The organism is Polyangium sp. 15x6 (genome assembly GCF_029960785.1).
In the GTDB taxonomy this organism is placed as follows: Bacteria; Myxococcota_A; Polyangia; order Polyangiales; family Polyangiaceae; genus Polyangium.
The window spans coordinates 41,947-58,616 of the sequence record NZ_JASBQE010000061.1; the positions used below are offsets into that span (position 1 = coordinate 41,947).

Annotated in this window: 11 protein-coding genes; 2 read left to right on the forward strand and 9 right to left on the reverse strand. The window is 69.5% G+C overall.

Going from position 1 to position 16,670, the window contains the following annotated elements; genetic code table 11:
• Positions 1-213 precede the first annotated feature (213 nt).
• Together QHF83_RS34275 and QHF83_RS34280 are read right to left on the reverse strand one after the other, a co-directional pair.
• A complete protein-coding gene (locus QHF83_RS34275; protein ID WP_282422231.1) occupies positions 214-1,500 on the reverse strand; it encodes a hypothetical protein in 1,287 nt (428 codons plus the stop codon).
• A gap of 123 nt (positions 1,501-1,623) precedes the next feature.
• The gene (locus tag QHF83_RS34280) at positions 1,624-2,130 is read right to left on the reverse strand and encodes a MarR family transcriptional regulator (protein WP_282422232.1); all 507 of its coding nucleotides are present in this window, start codon (positions 2,128-2,130) and stop codon (positions 1,624-1,626) included.
• Between the two features lie 97 nt (positions 2,131-2,227).
• On the opposite strand from QHF83_RS34280, the gene grxD reads away from it, so the two are divergent.
• Entirely contained in the window at positions 2,228-2,542 is a 315-nt protein-coding gene (gene grxD / locus QHF83_RS34285; protein ID WP_282422233.1) for a Grx4 family monothiol glutaredoxin, read from the forward strand.
• A 336-nt stretch (positions 2,543-2,878) separates the two neighbouring features.
• Here grxD and QHF83_RS34290 read toward each other — a convergent pair whose 3' ends face one another.
• Genes QHF83_RS34290 through QHF83_RS34300 form a run of 3 tightly spaced genes read right to left on the reverse strand, consistent with a single transcriptional unit; the run spans position 2,879 to position 8,424 of the window.
• Positions 2,879-3,586: a uracil-DNA glycosylase gene (locus QHF83_RS34290; protein ID WP_282422234.1), complete on the reverse strand. Its 708-nt coding sequence runs from the start codon at positions 3,584-3,586 to the stop codon at positions 2,879-2,881.
• Entirely contained in the window at positions 3,583-4,785 is a 1,203-nt protein-coding gene (locus QHF83_RS34295) for a hypothetical protein (RefSeq protein ID WP_282422235.1), read from the reverse strand. The genes QHF83_RS34290 and QHF83_RS34295 overlap by 4 nt, the downstream gene beginning before the upstream one ends.
• 15 nt (positions 4,786-4,800) lie before the next feature.
• Positions 4,801-8,424, reverse strand: a complete 3,624-nt coding sequence (locus tag QHF83_RS34300) for an FG-GAP-like repeat-containing protein (RefSeq protein WP_282422236.1) — start codon at positions 8,422-8,424, stop codon at positions 4,801-4,803.
• Between the two features lie 107 nt (positions 8,425-8,531).
• Between QHF83_RS34300 and selA the strand changes: the two genes are divergently transcribed.
• Positions 8,532-9,932, forward strand: coding sequence for an L-seryl-tRNA(Sec) selenium transferase (gene selA / locus QHF83_RS34305; protein ID WP_282422237.1), 1,401 nt, complete (start codon positions 8,532-8,534; stop codon positions 9,930-9,932).
• A 3-nt stretch (positions 9,933-9,935) separates the two neighbouring features.
• On the opposite strand, the gene QHF83_RS34310 is transcribed toward selA, so the two are convergent.
• The 4 genes from QHF83_RS34310 to QHF83_RS34325 all read right to left on the reverse strand — a co-directional run bounded on the left by QHF83_RS34310 (position 9,936) and on the right by QHF83_RS34325 (position 16,532).
• Positions 9,936-11,339 carry an MBL fold metallo-hydrolase gene (locus QHF83_RS34310; protein WP_282422238.1) on the reverse strand — a complete coding sequence of 468 codons (1,404 nt, stop codon included), beginning with the start codon at positions 11,337-11,339 and terminating at the stop codon, positions 9,936-9,938.
• Between the two features lie 9 nt (positions 11,340-11,348).
• Entirely contained in the window at positions 11,349-13,997 is a 2,649-nt protein-coding gene (locus tag QHF83_RS34315) for a TonB-dependent receptor (RefSeq protein ID WP_282422239.1), read from the reverse strand.
• A gap of 77 nt (positions 13,998-14,074) precedes the next feature.
• Positions 14,075-15,766, reverse strand: a complete 1,692-nt coding sequence (locus QHF83_RS34320; protein ID WP_282422240.1) for a serine/threonine-protein kinase — start codon at positions 15,764-15,766, stop codon at positions 14,075-14,077.
• A gap of 145 nt (positions 15,767-15,911) precedes the next feature.
• On the reverse strand, positions 15,912-16,532 hold the full coding sequence (locus QHF83_RS34325; RefSeq protein ID WP_282422241.1) for a hypothetical protein: 621 nt from the start codon (positions 16,530-16,532) through the stop codon (positions 15,912-15,914).
• Positions 16,533-16,670 lie beyond the last annotated feature (138 nt).

Sequence of the window (16,670 nt, forward strand, 5' to 3'; positions counted from 1 at the left end):
CGTCGCGCAGGTCTTCCAACCGGCCGGTGGGACCGCGTTGCCGGTTGAAAAGCCAGGCCTGTGCGATGAACTGCGCACCGCGCAGTTCATCGTCCCGGGTCCAGCCCCTGGCTGGTCCGGGTCCAGGGGCGGACAGCCCCTGGTGGGGCCTGGGGCAACGCCCCAGCGCAACGGCTTCGACACGAGACCCGTGCGCAGCCCCGTGCGCGGGCGCTACTTGCCGCTCAGCGTCGCATACAGGATGTTCGTGCACATCTCGTCGTTCGTCCCTTCGCCCCACGTCGTGGGGGTCGTGCGCCCCCGCGTGTCGAAGTCACACGAGATACCAAAGGTGCTCCCGGGGGCCACGTCGATGGGCGTCTCGTACCACCACAGGTCTTGCCAGTGGAAATTCCACCGGTCGACGTCGGTGAGGCATTCCTCCCCGTCCGCTCGTTTCAGGAAGGTGCGCTGCGTCCGGCCGATCACGTGCATGTGCGGCATTGCGCCGTAGACGCGGATGCCGCCGGACGCATCGACGCCGCCGTAGGACCCCAGCAGCGAAAGCGACAGGTCGACGCTGACATTGGCTTGCGCATCCTTGGGGGGCAGCGAGAACTGAAAGCTCCCGACCGGCAGCAAATACGCTCGCGTCAAGGAGGTGTCCTTTTCGAGCTGGTACGTGACCTTGGAGCGGTCCGTGAAAGGTCCTCCCGTGAGCGGTACGTTGTAATGCACCTGGAGGGCGATCTTGCGGCCCGCGCCGTGGAAGATCCCCGTGCCCGCGGGCAGGATCGTCGCTCCGCTGCCCGGGACCCAGACACCGTAAAGGACGGAGTTTTGCACGCCGGCGGCGCCGAAGCACCGATACCCAGGCCCGGGATCCGCGGCGTCCAGGGCCTCCGCGTCGGCGTCGGCCTGGTCGTCGGCCAGGTAAAAGAGCGATACATGGTGCACGACGCGCGCATCCCCGGGCTGGATGTCGTACCCCGTGATGAACGTGTCCTCGGTGATGCCGGGGTCGACGACGAAGCAACGGTATTCGTCGAGCTCGCCCGGAGGAGGCTCGGGCGTGTAATCGAGGCCGATGTCGAAGGTCGCGAGCTCGCCCGCGAGCTTCGGGGTATCGAAGGCCGGCGGCGGGGGCGCGTCCTTCGGATCCCCGAGCGGCGCGCCGGCCTCGGACCAGCGCTGAAAGAGCGCGATCTGCTCGTCGTTCAGCCACCGGGCATTCTTGTAGGTCTGGCACGATCCGTCGTTGTTGACCGGCATCGGCGGCATCGTACGGGCCTCGGTCGCGGCCGCCATGGCCCCGGCCATGTTCGCCGCGGTCTGGGCGTCGGTCAGGGAGAACGGCGCGATACCGCCGGCCTCGTGGCAGCTCGCGCACGCCTCGTTCACGAGCGGCGCGATGTCCTTGTAATACGTGGGACCGGTCGAGCCGCCGGGGTTCTCGGCGCCGCCGCAGCCGGCGACGCAGCCGAGAGCCAGGAGCAAGGACACGGCGATGGGACGTCTCATGGTTCCTCCATGCGCAGAGGGCGACAAGCAAAGACGAGCGGCCCGCCCGCTCGCACGGAGAGTATCTTTGGAGATGTATCTGTCAAGATACATCCGAGGATGGATGTATCTGGCCAGATTCATCTATCCACGTCGTGGCGTTTTCTTTTCGGGCGCCTCGGAGCCATCCTCGCGCTCGCCTGCGCGCAGGACGAGGTCGTGGATCAGCTCCAGCGCCGCGAGCACGCGGGCCTTTTCGCGCGCGGTTGCGTGGGTGAGGAGGGGCTCGAGCGCCTCTTCGACGTTGCGCGTCATGCGCTGTTCGACGGCTTCCTTGTAATGCACGGTGGCCTCGATGCGCTGCTTGCGCCGGTCGTCCGCGTCGGGGTAGCGGCGGACGAACCCGTTGCGTTCGAGCTCGGCCAGGACCTGGGAAATGCGGCTTTGCGCGATCGAGAGCTGCGTGACGAGGTCGCTCGCGGTGAGCCCCGGGCGCTCGATCACGGCGCGCAGCACGAGCCGCTCGGCCACGGCGCGCAGCACGAGGTGCTCGACCGATGGCTCGTCGGGCACCCCCTCCGGAGCGGCCATCGCGCGCTCGGCAAGCATGGCCAGCCTTCGGCCGACGAGATAGAGGGAGGCAGCATCCATCCGCCCTTGCTCACGAAGATCACGCGTGCTGTCAAGACGGAAGCCCCCACCTCCACGCCTCGCCCCGCCGCTTCCCTTACGCTACGTTGTCGCCGCCATGAGCGACGTGCGTCAACGGATCCAGGAGATCATCGTTCAAAACCGCGTGGTCCTCTTCATGAAGGGGACGAAGAGCTTCCCGCAGTGCGGGTTTTCTCAGCGCGCCGTGCAGATCCTCAAGGAGGCGGGGGCCGAGTTCGTGGACGTGAACGTCCTGAAGGACCCCGACATCCGCCAGGGCATCAAGGAGTTCTCGAACTGGCCGACGATCCCGCAGGTCTACATCGACGGGAAGTTCGTCGGCGGAAGCGACATCCTCCTCGAGATGCAGGCATCGGGCGAGCTCGCGCAGCTCCTCACGCCGAAGAACTGACTTCTCGAGGCCGCTGCGCTGGGGCGTTGCCCCAGGCCCCACCAGGGGTTGTCCACCCCTGGACCCGGACCAGCGCAAGCGCTGGACCCGGGGTCGATGAACTGCGCGATGCGCAGTTCATCGAACAGGCCGAGGCAAGACCAAGGGCGACCCTGCCAGCCAAGACCGCCGCGACGGGCAACGCTGTCCTGGTCTTGCCACCGGCCGGTGGAAGAACTGCGCATCGCGCAGTTCTTCCATCACGAGTCCAGCGCTTGCGCTGGTTCGGGTCGAGGGGCGAACAGCCCCCGCGGGGTCCGGGGCAGAGCCCCGGCGCGGCGACCCCAAGCAAAGACCCTAAACGCGCGCTCGCTTTAGCGCTGCGGCCAGCACCTCGTCGAACATCGCCGCCGTGAGCCGGCCCGTCTGCGTGTTCTGCTGGCTCACGTGGTAACTGCCGAACAGCCACGCCTGGCCCCTGCCGCCGCGCGGATCCGGGATTTCTGCGCGTGCTCCGTGGGCGAAGGGAGGCGCGGCGGAGACATCGCCGTGCTTCTTGGCGAGCGTGAGGACCGCGTCGTAGCCGGTTTTTCCGAGCGCGAGGTAGGTGTGGGCCCGGTCGAGCAGCGCGAGCTCGGCTTCGAGCCAGGGGCGGCAGGAAGCGAGCTCGGCCGGCGTGGGCTTGTTCTCGGGCGGCGCGCAGCGGCATGGGGCCACGATGAAGGCGCCCGTGAGCGTCAGGCCGTCGCCGCGGCGCACGCTCGTCGGCTGCGAGGCGACGCCGGCTCGGTGGAGCGCGGCGTAGAGGAAATCGCCCGAGCGATCCCCCGTGAACATCCGGCCCGTGCGGTTGCCGCCGTGCGCGGCTGGCGCGAGGCCCATGATGATCAGCGTGGCGTCGGGGTCGCCGAAGCCGGGGATCGGGCGGCCCCAGTAGGTCTCGTCCCGGTAGGCGCGGCGTTTGACGCGCGCGACCTCTTCGCGCCACGCGACCAGACGATCACAGCGGCGGCACTCGACGAGCGCTTCGTGCAAGAGCTCGAGCGAGCGCCGCTTGCTCGTCATGACACCCCACGCACGCTCGCCGGGGCGCTCTTCGGCGCGCGCTCGGACAGGGGCGTGCGCGCGTCGCGTAGCTCCTCGCCCACGATCATGCCGGCGACGATCCGATCCATCACCACGTCGAATCGCACGCGCTGGAACCGCGCGCCACTCGCGAGCCAGTCCGTGTGGCCTCCCGCGCCCGGGAAGTGACCGACGATGTCGAGGTGGTCCGCTTTGCCCACCCAGACGAGATCGCCCCAGATCTGCGAGGTCAAAGGAACCACGCCGTCGTTCGCCGTCGGAGGCAACGCCTCGCCGAGCATCGCCTTGAGCTTCGCTTGCGCGGCGCCGTCCGCCGCCGCGCACGGGTATCGCTCGTCGAGGCGGCTCGTCAGGTTGTAGAGCGCCGTGAAGATCGTCGCGCTCATGGCGGTCCACGGCGAGCGGAGCGCGGAGATCCAGTCGCGCACCGCGTTCGAAGGGGCATAGGTCGCGACGCACTGGTAGCGCACGCCGGGGCGGTCCTCGACGCCAGCCTGGAAGAGGTCCATCGCCTCGGGCATGAGCTGCACGATGGCGCCCTGATCGCCGCGCAAAAGGTCGAGCCAGGTGCGCAGCTCGCGGCTCGAGGCCTCATCGAGGACCTTGGCCACGGCGTCGACGGCGCGGTTGACCATCTCCAGCTCGAAGTTGCCGATCGAGAGGCGGCCGAACGCGGCGACGAGCGCGGAGGTGGCGGCGAGCGGGGGCGCGCCGAGCTTGAGCGCGGTCACGGTGAGCGCGGAGATCGCGTAGAGCATGCGCTGGCCGCTGACGGTCGCGAAGAAGGCCGCGAGCGGCGTGCCGTAGTGCGGCGTGTTCATGGTCGTGATCGACGAGAGCCGCGGCAGCCACGCGAGCTCCTTGCGGGTGACGCCGGGCAGCCGCGCGGTCGGGGAGGCGACGAGGCGCGCGTCGAGGCCGCCCGTCGAGTGGCCGACCACGTGGATGGGGCCGTCGTCGTCGCCGGCCGTGGAGGCGATCATGTGCGCGAGCTTGGCCGCGCGGCGGCAGACGCTGGCCGTCGGGTGGACGTCGCAGACGAGGACCTTGGCGATGCGGCCGCGCTGGCGGAAGCGCTCTTCGAGCGCGACGACGAGGTGCTCGAAGTACTCGAACGACGCGAGCCGCGCGAAGCCGAACATGCCGGGAGAGAGGTAGATACGAACGGGAGGCGACACGAAGGAGAGGGTAGCCTAGCTGCGCGCAGGTCGCCGCCTCGCCAGCACGAGCGCGAGGCCCACGAAGAAGAGCCCCGCCGCGCGCCCGCCTTCGCGGCCCTGGCCGGCGGCCCGGCAATCGCAGCCTCCGGCGGCCTCGAGCGGCCGGGGGAGGCGAGCTTCCTCGCAGGTCAGGGCCGTGAGCGGGGCTTTGGCCTTGAGCAGCGTGCCCTGCGCGAGGCGGGTCTCGAGGCTCCCCGTGTTGCGGTTGTCGTGGTGGTAGCTCTCCCAGGCGATGACGCCGTCGGTGCGGCCGCGCGTGTGCCAGACGTGCAAAAAGCCGCTGCGCGTGCCGGCCGCGACCTCGAGCGTGCCGTCGCCGTCGAGGTCGCCGACGGCGGCCGTGGAGGCGATCCACTGGCCCGTGAACTTGGGAAAACCCGCGGGCTCGCGGCCGCAACCGTCGTAGGCGTGGAGGAAGTAGCCGCCCGAGCCGGTGATGATCTCGGGGTAGTCGTCGCCGTCGAGATCGGCGATCGCGTGGTTGTTGAAGAACGTGAAGTCTTCGAGCAGGAAGGGCGAGCCGGGGAGCATCGCGCCGGTCTTGCCGCTCCAGACCGCGAGCAGGTGCTCGCCCGCGCCCGTGCCGCCGCCCTGGAGCGCCTGCGCGAGCGAGAGCGAGCCGCCCGAGGCGACGACGTCGGGCACGCCGTCCTGATCGAGGTCGCCGACGGAGGGGCTCGAAAAGAGCGGGAGCATCGCGTTCGGCTGGGAGGCGCGCGAGAGCGGGCCGAAGATGCTGGAGGGATCGAGGCCGCGGATCGTCTTGTCCGGATCGCTGGGATCGGGGCGAGCGGGAAGGGCGTTCGCGGGCAGCGTGCCGAGCGAGGTTTGTTCGCCGGGCTCGGTGGGCACGACGAACGGCAAGCTGACGTTGCCGTGCGCGACGGCGGCGAGCGTGCCCTCGAAGCGCGCGATCGCCGGGGAGTTCGGGATGCCCTCGGCGACGAGCGGGAAGATCTCGAAGGAGCTGAGCGAGACGGGCCAGCCGGCGAGGATCGGGCCGTCGGGGGCCTTGGTGCCGCGGCCGTCGACCACGGTGATCCCGCCGAACTGACCACTCGTGCCGAGCCGCTCGTTCGAGCCGAGCACGAGGTCCATCACGCCGTCGCCGTTGAAGTCCGCGACCGCGGGCGTCGTGAGGATGCGGCTGCGCTTCGTGGGGTTGTTCTCGGGGTCGATGCGGATCTCGACGGGGAAGCCGGGCAGGGGGGCGCCAGCCGGGTCGAAGACGTGGACCTTGCCGTCGAACGCGGCCTGCACGATGTCGAGCCGGCCGTCGCGATCGAGATCGACGAGCACGGGCGCAGCGAAGGCGCCCCGCGTGATGCGCTGGTCCTCGTCCATGCAAGGGCCAGCGGGCGGAGGGAGGTCGACGCCGCGCGGGCACGAGGGGATGCGCGGCAAGCGGCGCGGAAAACCTTGGCGAACGGAGCCGTCCGCTTCGAGGACGTAGATCGTCCCGGCGAAGGTGGTGGCGACGATCTCGATCGTGCCATCGTCGTCGAGATCGGCGATGGCGGGCGCGTTCATGAAGCCTTCACGCGCGAGGCTCGGATCGACCTTGCCCGACGCGTAGCCGGGCGCGGTGATGTGGCTCGGCGTATCGCTCTCGGGCGGAGCGGTGAGGCCGTCGATGGTGGTCGTCTGGAAGGGGAAGCCGGGGAAGGGGACGGGGCCGGCCTTCGTGAGCGTGAGGACGTGGATCGCGCCGCCGCCCGTCGGGACCACGAGCTCGCGTACGCCGTCGCCGTCGAGATCGGCCATCTTGGGGCTCGCTTCGAGGCTGTCGCCGAGCCAGACGGGAAAACCGCGCGCGAGGTCGGGATCGCTGTGCACGTAGTAGGTGCGGCGCATCTCGCCTCGCACGTCGCCGACGGCGCCGCCGTAGTGCGCGGTCGCGCGGACACGCACGGTGATCGTGTGATCGTTTTCCCCGAAGGGGCTGTCGACGTCGCGCGGGTGGCTCACCGTGACGTTGCGGACGTCGAGGAGCGCGAGGGGCTCGGCGCTGCCGGCGACGAAGGTGGGATCCAGGTTCTCGCGATGATCGAGGACGTGCTTCTGGAAGTCTTCTTCGAGCGGCTGCACGCCGCTCGCCCACTCGACGACGTAGTCGTAGGCGTTCGCCCGCGGCGCGGAGATGGTGCCGCGGATCTGGATCGGGCCAGAAGCACGATCCTTGTAGAGGACCTCGAACCAGCGTGGCGAGACGATGTCGACCGAGGGCGGGATGCGGCCGTCGCGGATCGCCTCGAGCGCGCGGCTGGCGTTGACGCGGCCGTAGCCGAAGCGTTGATCGAAGCCGGGCTGCGAGAAGCGGTAGATCGATCCGGGCTCGCGCGACTCGGGCACGTCGATGTCGTCGGCCGTGAAGAAGAAGATCGACTGCGCCTCGCCCGGCGAGAGCTGCGGCACGGTGTTGTACTGGAGCGCCGCGGAGTAAAGCAGGCCCGCGATGCCGCTGAGCTGGCCCGTGGCCTCGCTGGAGCAAGAGTTACCCGAGGCCGAGAGGAGGTTCTGGCCGCCGTAGTTCGAGCAGGGGTGGAAGTCGACGAAGCTGCGCGAGGTGCGGGCGCTCGCGCCGTCGTACTGGATCGCGTGCACCGGCAGCGTGTGGTTGCTCGCGGCCGGCATGTTGTGGTGGCGCGAGTTCTCGTCGGCCATCGAGGTGATGACGAGGACCTTGTTCTCGTACGCGTAGTCGAGCGCGGCCTGCGCGTAGCGCGTCATGTTCAGCGTGCCGAGCGCGCACTGCACGACCTTCGCGCCACTGTCGGTCGCGTACACGACGGCCTCACCGAAGGCCTGCACGTCGCCGATGAAGCTGTCGCCGACGCGGAGCGGGAGGAACATGCACCGCGGGCAGGCGCCCGCGAGGCCGATGCCGTTGTGGGCCTGGGACGACGAGTCTTCGGCCTCGCCCGTGCCGTGCCCGTACCGCGTGTCGTCGTACGGGTCGTTGTCGTTCTTCATGAAGTCCCAGCCCGAGATGTCGTCGATGTACCCGTTGCCGTCGTCATCGATGCCATCCGAGAAGGCGAGGATCAGATCGCCGGCGTCGAGCACGCCGTTCGCGTTGCGATCGGAGGCGGGCAGCGGCATCGAGGTCGCGTAGTCCGAGACCGAGAACACGCCGTCGCCGTTGCAGTCGAAGCCGGCGAGATCGCCGGCGCCGCCGCAGGGGCCGCCGCCCGCCTGGAAAGGTTTGTGCGTGAGGAGCTCGCGGCGGTTCAGGTACGCCTTGTCGAGGAGATCGGGCTTCTCCCAGAAGATGCCGCTGTCGGTCACGGCGATGACGACGCGCGGATCGCCGATCGAGACGCGCCACGCGCGATCGATGCTCATGCCAGACGCGACTTCGTCGGCGCGGCGGACGACGCCCGGCGCGGCGGGCGGGAGGAACGAGTAGTAGTTCCACTGGCCGTCGCGATCGTCCGAATGGGCGTAGCCCGGATCGTTCGGCCAGTTCGCGGGATCGGCCATGTCCGCGTCGGGCGACGGGGGCCAACTGGCGGACGCGGGGTGGGGCAGCAGGGCGCTCGCGAGGGCCAGGGCGGCGAGCAAGCCGCCGCGCCACGAGGGGCGGTACGTTCGCATCGTCTCCTCATCGGCCCCGCGCGGCGCGGTTTCTGGCGAGGCCGCGTAAGTGTGTGTGCGCAAAAAGTACGGGAGAAGGAGCGGAGAGCAGCTAGATGTAGCAGCCGATGGGCGAGGAGGAAACGCGAGGGACAGGGAGCGTGGATCTGCGGGGCATCCCACGGGTGGACCGTGTCCTCGCGAATCCGTCCCTCGCAGAGGCCAAGCGTAAGCTCGGCGCCGCTACGTTGACGCGCCTCGTGCGGCGATTTCTCGACGAAGCACGCGAAGCGGTGCGCGGCGGCGCGCCGTGTCCCTCCGTGGAGGACGTGGCGCTCCGCGTCGCAGCGCACGCCGAGCGAACGCTCCGGACGCGCGCGCGGCGGGTGATCAACGCGACGGGCGTCGTGCTGCACACGAACCTCGGGCGCGCTCCGCTCGGCGCGCGCGTGGCCGAGGCGCTCGCGAGCTCGGCCGCGGGGTACACGTCGATCGAGATCGATCTCGCGACGGGCCGGCGCGGGCGTCGCGGCGCGTTCGCCGAGGACGCGCTCTGCGAGCTCTCCGGCGCAGAGGCGGCGCTCGTCGTGAACAACAACGCCGCGGCCGTGCTCTTGATGCTGGGCGCGCTCGCGGCAGGCCGGCCCGTCGTGGTGTCGCGCGGCGAGCTCGTGGAGATCGGCGGAGGGTTCCGGGTGCCCGAGGTGATGGCGCGATCGGGCGCGCGGCTCGTCGAGGTGGGTACGACGAACAAGACGCGCATCGCGGACTATGCGTGCGCGCTCGACGCGGCGCCCGACGCGGCGGCGATCCTGCGCGTGCATCAGGGAAATTTCCGTCAGGTGGGGTTCGTCGAGCGGCCGGAGCATCGGTCGCTCGCGGCGCTCGCGCGCGAGCGGAAGGTGCTCTTGCTGGAGGATCTCGGCGGCGGCGCGATCGTGGAGCTCGAGCCGCTTGGTTTCTCCGAGCCGAGCGTGCGGAGCTCGGTCGAGGCGGGATCCGACGTGGTTTGTTTCAGCACCGACAAGGTGCTCGGCGGGCCGCAGGGCGGGGCGATCGTGGGGCGCGCCGATCTCGTCGCGGCGTGCCGGAAAGATCCGCTGGCGCGCGCCTTGCGCCTCGGCCGGCTGCCGCTGGTCGCACTCGAAGCGACGCTCGCCGCGTACCTCGAAGGTGACCTCGACGCGATCCCGACCCTGGCCGCGCTGCGCGCGCCGCTCTCCGCCGTGCACGCGCGGGCCGAGCGGATCCAGGCCGAGCTCGCGCAAAAAGGCGTGACGTCGTCCGTCGTGGAGCTCGGGGGCGCCGTGGGGGGAGGCGCGTGTGCCGAGGAGCCGCTGCCTTCGTTCGGCGTGGCGCTCGAAGCGACGGGCGGCGCGCTCGCGGCGATCGCGGAGCGCCTCCGCGCGGGAGATCCGCCGGTCCTGCCGCGCGTGCAGGAAGGCCAGATCCTCTTCGACGTGCGCACGTTGCTCGACGGCGAGGACGAGCCGCTCACCGCGGCGATCGTTCACGCCGTGAAAGGTTGAGCCTCAAACGATCTCGAGCCTGTCGTTCGGCGCGGGGATCACGATCGTGCCGTGCCCCCGCTCGCGCATCTTGTCCGCGAGCACGCGTTGCGGTTGCGGCTCGCCGTGCACGAGCGCGATCGTCCCGGCCGGCCCCCGCGATCGGCAAGCGTCAGCGTAGGCCACGAGATCCCGCTGATCGGCGTGTGCGCTGAAGCCGTTCAGGACCACGACATCCGCGCGCCGCTCGCGCTCGACCCCGAAGATCCGGACGCGCGCTCGTCTCTCCACGAGCCTCCGGCCGAGCGTGTGTTGCGCCTGGTAGCCCACGATCAGCACGGTGTTCCGTGGATCCTCCACGCCGTTCTTCAGGTGGTGGAGGATCCGACCGGCCTCGCACATGCCGCTCGCCGAGATGACGATCGCGCTGCCTTCGCCGCCGAGCTCCTTGCTGCGCTCCTTGTCCTCGATGTACTCGAGGTCCTCGAAGTCGAAGGGCGTGTCCGTGCCACGGAGCAGCTCGCGCGCCTCGGCGTCGTAACACTCGGGGTGGAGCTTGAAGACGTCCGTGATGCGGACCGTGAGCGGCGAGTCGACGTAGACCGGCACGCGCGGGATCTGCCCGGCCTTGCGCAGCTTCTTCAGCGCGAAGATCACCTCCTGCGCGCGCTCGAGCGCGAACGAAGGGATGAAGACCTTGCCGCCCCGCGCGACCGTTCGCGTGACCACGCGCGCGAGGTCATCCTCCATCTTGTCGACGCCGTCGTGTAGCCGATCGCCGTACGTGCTCTCGGTGACGAGGACGTCGGTGCCCTCGGGGACCTCGGGATCCCGCAGGATGGGCCGCCCGGCACGTCCGAGATCCCCGGTGAAGACGAGGCGCCGCTTCTTCCCGCGCTCTTCGAGGTCGAGCACCGTGATCGCGCTGCCGAGCACGTGCCCGGCGTCGAAGAAGGTCAGGCGCACGCCGTCCGCGATCGGGATCGAGCGGTGGTAGGGGACGGAGACGAACCGCGAGATCGCGTCGAGCACGTCCTCCTCGCCGTAGATCGCCTCGACGAGCTCGTCCTCGCGGCCCTCCCGCACGGATTGCTTGTTCAGGTAGCGCGCGTCGGCCTGCTGGATCGCCGCCGCGTCGCGGAGCATGAGCGCCGCGAGATCCCGCGTCGCCGGCGTCGCATACACGAGCCCGTCGAAGCCGTTCTTCGCGAGCATCGGCAGCGCGCCCGAATGATCGATGTGCGCGTGGGAGAGCACCACCGCCGAGATCTCGCGCGCGGGCACGCGCAGGCGGCGGTTGTACTCGAACGACTCGCGCCGCCGCCCCTGGAACAGGCCGCAGTCGAGCAGCACGGTGGCGTGCTCCGTGCGGACGACGTGCATCGAGCCAGTGACGGTCTGCGCCGCGCCGACGAACTGGATGTCCACGCGAAACCTCTACAGCGTGTGCTGGAAGAAGCCCATGATGCGGCGACCGACGCGGTTGCCGAAGGGGTGCATCTGCGGCGCTTCGTCGACGAGGCCCCCGAGCGCGTTGTACACGACGAGCGAGACCTCGCCGGTCGTGCTGGCGATCGGGAAGCGCCACCCGACGCGCCCGTTCAGGAGGGCGTAGCCGGGGATGTCGAAGGTCTGCACCTGGATGCCCGAGAGCGTGGCGACCTGCTCGGCCCACGTCTGCGCCGACTGGTAGTGGAAGGTGATCTCGCCGTCGATGCCGGGCTTCGTGCGGAGCTGGACGCCGGCGTTGATCTTGTGCCGGCTCGTGCGCTGGTCCGTCGGCGCCGAGCAGCCGTCGGGCAGCTCCTGCGAGGAAATGTTCAGCGCGTAGTTCGCGAAGATGTCGAGGCCCTCGATCGGGTAGAGGCGCGTGCCGACCTCGCCGCCGAACACGTTCTGGATGTCGCAGCGGTTCAGCCACCCGCCGAAGCCGACCGTGTAGCGGCCCGTCTCCGGGTTGAGCCCGCCGAGCCCGTCGGCGCGGTTCGCCAGCGTGAGCGGCCGCTCGCCGGCGAGCGCGATCAGATCCGAGATGCGGTTGTAATAGGCGGTCGCTTCGAACTCGAAGCGATCACTCATCTGGTTCAGGTAGCTCGCCTCGGCCGTGATGATGCTCTCGGGCCGGAGCCGGAAGGCCGTGTCCTCGTAGCGCTGCGACGCCGAGATCAGCTCGACGCCCGGGAGCTGAAGCTGGATCGGCAGATCGAGGTACGACTCGAGGAAGGTCGTGTTGCGGAACGCGGTCGAGCCGCTCACGCGGATCGACTGGAGATCGGTCGGCTTGAAGATGAGCGAGCCGCGCGGCGAGACCTTCACGGTCCCGAGGTAGGGCACGTAGTCGGCGCGGCCCGAGACGACGAGCTGCACGCTCTTGCCGAAGTGCAGCGTGTCCTGGAGGAAGAGCGAGCCCCAGTTCTCGATCGGCGTGTCGTCCTGCAGGTACGTCCAGGTGATCGACTTCAAGCGGTACGCGGCGCCGGCGCGGAGGCTGTGCTCGACCGACTTCGGCCACGTGACGTCCTTGAAGAAGTTGAGCTCGGCGTCGACGACGTTCTGGTTCGCCTGGCTCGGGAAGAGCGTGTGGCCGTAGTAGTCGTGGTTCGACGAGGTCTGCGCGGCGACGCGGGCGTAAAAGACGCGCGCGGAAAAGTTCTCGGTCTTGAAGAGCGCGGTGATGTCGGAGTTGTCGAAGCGGGCGCGGTAGTCGTTGAACGGGCCGATGCCGTAGACGTCGATGTCGCTGCGCGCGAAGCCGCCGCCGATCTGGAGCTCGCGGTTGTTCTTGAAGCGCTGCGCGAGGCGGATGTCGACACGCAGGTTCTCCGCGCCGAGGTTCTGGTTCGGATCGAAGACCACGATGTCCTTTCGTCCGTCCTGCACCTCGCGGGTCCAGCGTGAATACCGGGTGTAACCGACCGACGCGCGATACCCGAGGTCGCCGTCGCGCCCCGTAGCCCACGCCGAACCGTAGCCCTGGCCGCTGTCGCCGTATCCCACGCGGAAGCCCGTGCGTCCCTCGCCCGGCGCGATCGTGATGATGTTGACGACGCCGGCGAACGCGTTCGCGCCGTAGAGCGCGGAGCCCGGGCCACGCACGACCTCGATGCGCTCGATCTGATCGACGTCGATCGAGAGCGTCTCCCAGAACGTCGCGCCGAGGATGTCGAGGTACGCGGGCCGCTGCCCGTTGATGAGCACGAGCAGCTTGTTCGCGAGGCGGCTGTTGAAGCCGCGCATCGAGACGTTCGTGTCGCCGCCCGTGATTTGCATGACGTCCATGCCGGGCACGCGACGCAAGAGCTCGGGGATACGCGTGATGCCCGAGAGGCGGATGTCCTGCCGCGTGATGATCGTGGTCGAGTTCGGCGAGTCGAGCGGGCTCTGGGCGCCACGCGAGGCCGTGATGACCGTCTCGCGGTAGACGTCCTCGTCGCGCGCCTTGCCGACGATCTTGTTGACGTCGGCCTGCGCCTGGCCGTCGCCGGACGTGGTGTCGCCGGGCTTGGTATCGCCGGGCTTCGTATCGCCGAGCTTGGTGTCGCCGGGCTTCGTATCGCCCGGTTTGGTGTCGCCGGGCTTGGTATCACCGGGCGTGGTGTCACCGGGCTTCGCGTCGCTCGGTTTGGTGTCGCCCTCGTTCGTCTTCGGCGGCTCGGTGTTCTTCGTTTGCTCGGCGCGCTGCAGCGCGAGCTTCTCTTCGAGCTGCTTCAGGACCTGCGCGGCCTCGGCGCGGTCGGGCGGATCGGACGCGACGTACTGCTTGTACGCGTTGATGGCCTGCTCGAGGTTGCCGGCCTCGGCGTGCGCGCGGGCGATGTTGAAGAGGACGTTCGGGTGCGGAAGGATCTCCTGCGCGCGCTCGAGCTCCTTGATGCCCTCGGGATAGTTGCCCTTGCTGATGAGCTCCATGCCCGCGCGGAAGTGCCGCCTCGCCTCGGTGCGCGCGTCGGCCATCGCGGGGCCCGCGGCGAGGGCCGTGGCGAAGGCGAGGGCGAGCGCGACGAGCGCGCGCGTCGAGCGCGTGCGTCGTGGCTCCGTGGAGGAAGAGGGCGCGTCACGGTGGGCGGATGAGGGCTCGGACGACATGGCGGTTCCTCGGGGGCAAACCGCACTCTACACGAGCATTCAACCGCCCTCACCGCCATTTCGGCGGACGGCGCGCGTCAGTATGGATTGCCTTTGTAAGGATCCGGCTTGTAGTTCGGATCCTTGTTGCCGCCGGTCTTCGTCGTGGCAGGCGCGGTGCGCACGCCGCCCGCGGCGGCGTCGAGCGTGACCTTCACCTTCTCCTCGACGACCGTGACTTTGATGGTCTTCGACTGGTAGCCCTTCTTCGACAGCGTGAGGCTGTGCACGACGTCGGCCGCGGCGCCGGCGCCGCGGAACGTCACGTCGCAGGGCGTGCCGCCGCAGAGCGTCTCGTTGCCCTCCATGACGCTCGCGCCGGAAGGATCACTCTCGATGTGCACGACGCGATCGCCCGGACGCGCAGGCGCCTGCGGCGTGGTCTGCGTGGGCGTGGGCGGCGGCGTCGTCGCGGGCGAGGCGCTGCCCGCCGTCGGGTCGCCGGAGCCGCGGGTCTGCGTGAGCGTGATGATGATGCCCACGAAGCCGAGCACGAGGACGCCCGTGATCAACATGAACCGACGTTTGCCGCTCTGGCCGGCGAGCGCGTCGGGGTCGGGCAGGGGCATCGGCTGCGAGGCCGTGAGCGGATCGCTGAGCGTGTTCGGGCCGCTGAAGCCGAGCGCCGCGGGACGCGCGCCGGAGAGCGAGAGCGACGTCGAAGGGCCGCTGTCGCCGGGCGGACTTGAAAGCCTGCGCAGCGGGCCCGAGAGGCCGGTCGTGTCGCCGGGCGGGAGGCTGTCGAAGCTTCGCGGCCGGTGGAACGCGCCGGAGTGCGCGTAGGCCTGGTACGGCCCCGTCATCATCTCTTCGGCGCCGCCGCCGCAACGCTTCAGCGCGCTCAGCAGTTCGTCCATGGTCCCGAAGCGACGCTGCGGATCCTTCTCGAGACAGCGGAGGACGATCGCCTCCATCTCCTCGGAGATCGCGAGGTTCGGGTTGTAATGGATCATCGGCGGCGGCGGGTCGTTCACGTGCGCCATGAGCGTGCCGACGCCGGGGCCCTTGTCGAAGGGCACCTTGCCGCAGAGCATCTCGTAGAGCATCACGCCGAGCGAGTAGATGTCGGTGCGGCCCGAGACCTCCGCGCCCACGATCTGCTCGGGCGCCATGTACTTCGGCGAGCCCATGAACAGGCCTTGCTGCGTGAGATCCTCCGCCTCGCCGGTCACGTCCTTGACGAGGCCGAAGTCGAGGACCTTCACGTTGTCCCGTTCGTCGCCGTGTTGTGTCAGGAGCACGTTGCCCGGCTTGAGGTCGCGGTGCACGACGCCGATCTGGTGCGCCTCGCGCAGCGAGCGGCAGATCTGCCGGGCGACGTGACACGTGCGGCCCTCGGGGAACGGGCCTTCTTCGCGCAGCACGCGGTGGAGCGTCTTGCCGTCGACGAACTCCATCGCGATGTAATAGATGTCGTCGCTCTGCCCGTAATCGAACACGGTGACGGTGTTCGGGTGCGTGAGCTTCGCGGCGATCGACGCTTCGAGGAAGAAGCGCTTGTGGAACTCCGGATCGCGGTCGCCCTCGTACTTCGGGGAGAGGACCTTGAGGGCGCAGATGCGTCCGAGCGGCGCTTGCTCGGCCCGGTACACCTTGCCCATGCCGCCGCGGGCGATGACGCCGACGATCTTGAAGCGACCGCCGATGGTCATCCCGATGAGGGGATCCGGCGCGGCCCCCCTCGGGTCATCGACGCCCTCCGCCTGCTGGTCTTGTCGGGACGCGCCCATATGTGGAACCTGGGCCATCGGGTTTTGGATCCTCGGCGAGCGGCGGCCCCCTAAGGCACGCTCCGGTTGCGCGAAAAGTCTGCCGGTCGCGCGCTCTTGTGTCAATTGTGCTGACCATTCGCCCCGGTGCGAGGGGCCCGGGTGATCAGCCGAGGGAAGTTCGTCCAGGGGGCGTCGGCGTCGACGGAACGACCTGCCCCGATGCAGGACCCGGGCCCGGCGGGGGCGTCGAAGGGTTGATGGGCGCGCGCGGCGCGGAAGCCGGCGCGTCGGCCGCCGTGAGGTCGGGGAGCGGGATCGCCATCCCGATGCCGCTTGGCATGGGCGCGGCCTTGGGGATCATCGGGACCTGCGCGGAAGGCGGAGTCACGGCGAGCATCGCGGGCGTGCTCACCTTGCCCGAGGACAGCGGGCGCGTGTCGGAGCCCTCCACGAGCACGCCGTCGACCTCCATCATGAGCGTCGCCGAGGTGACCACGATGTGCCGGCCGAGGCGCTTGACGAGCAAGACCGCGCGCGCGCCGGGCGACCAGCGCGGCAAGACACGCGCCTTGTCGGACTCCTCGTCGACGAGCCACCCGACGAGCTCCGAGCCCACGAGCTGCGACGACGTCGCGGCCACGAGCTTGCCGGCCTTCAGGCGATACCGGCTGTTCTTCGTCTCGAAGACCCGATCGCCAGACACGTCGGGGCGCAGCCTTCCCTCGAGAAAGGCGTCGATGCTCACGCGGACGACGCGATCGGTGTCGGGCTCGAGGAAGTTCATGGCGCCTCCCATGGGGGAACCCCGTCATGCCTCGATTATCACGCCCTGTCGCGGAGATACATCCCCCGGCATGCGGATCCCGAGAGACCACCCGGCCGGCGTTCGGCCGCATGGTCTCCCGGGCTACCACATGAAACG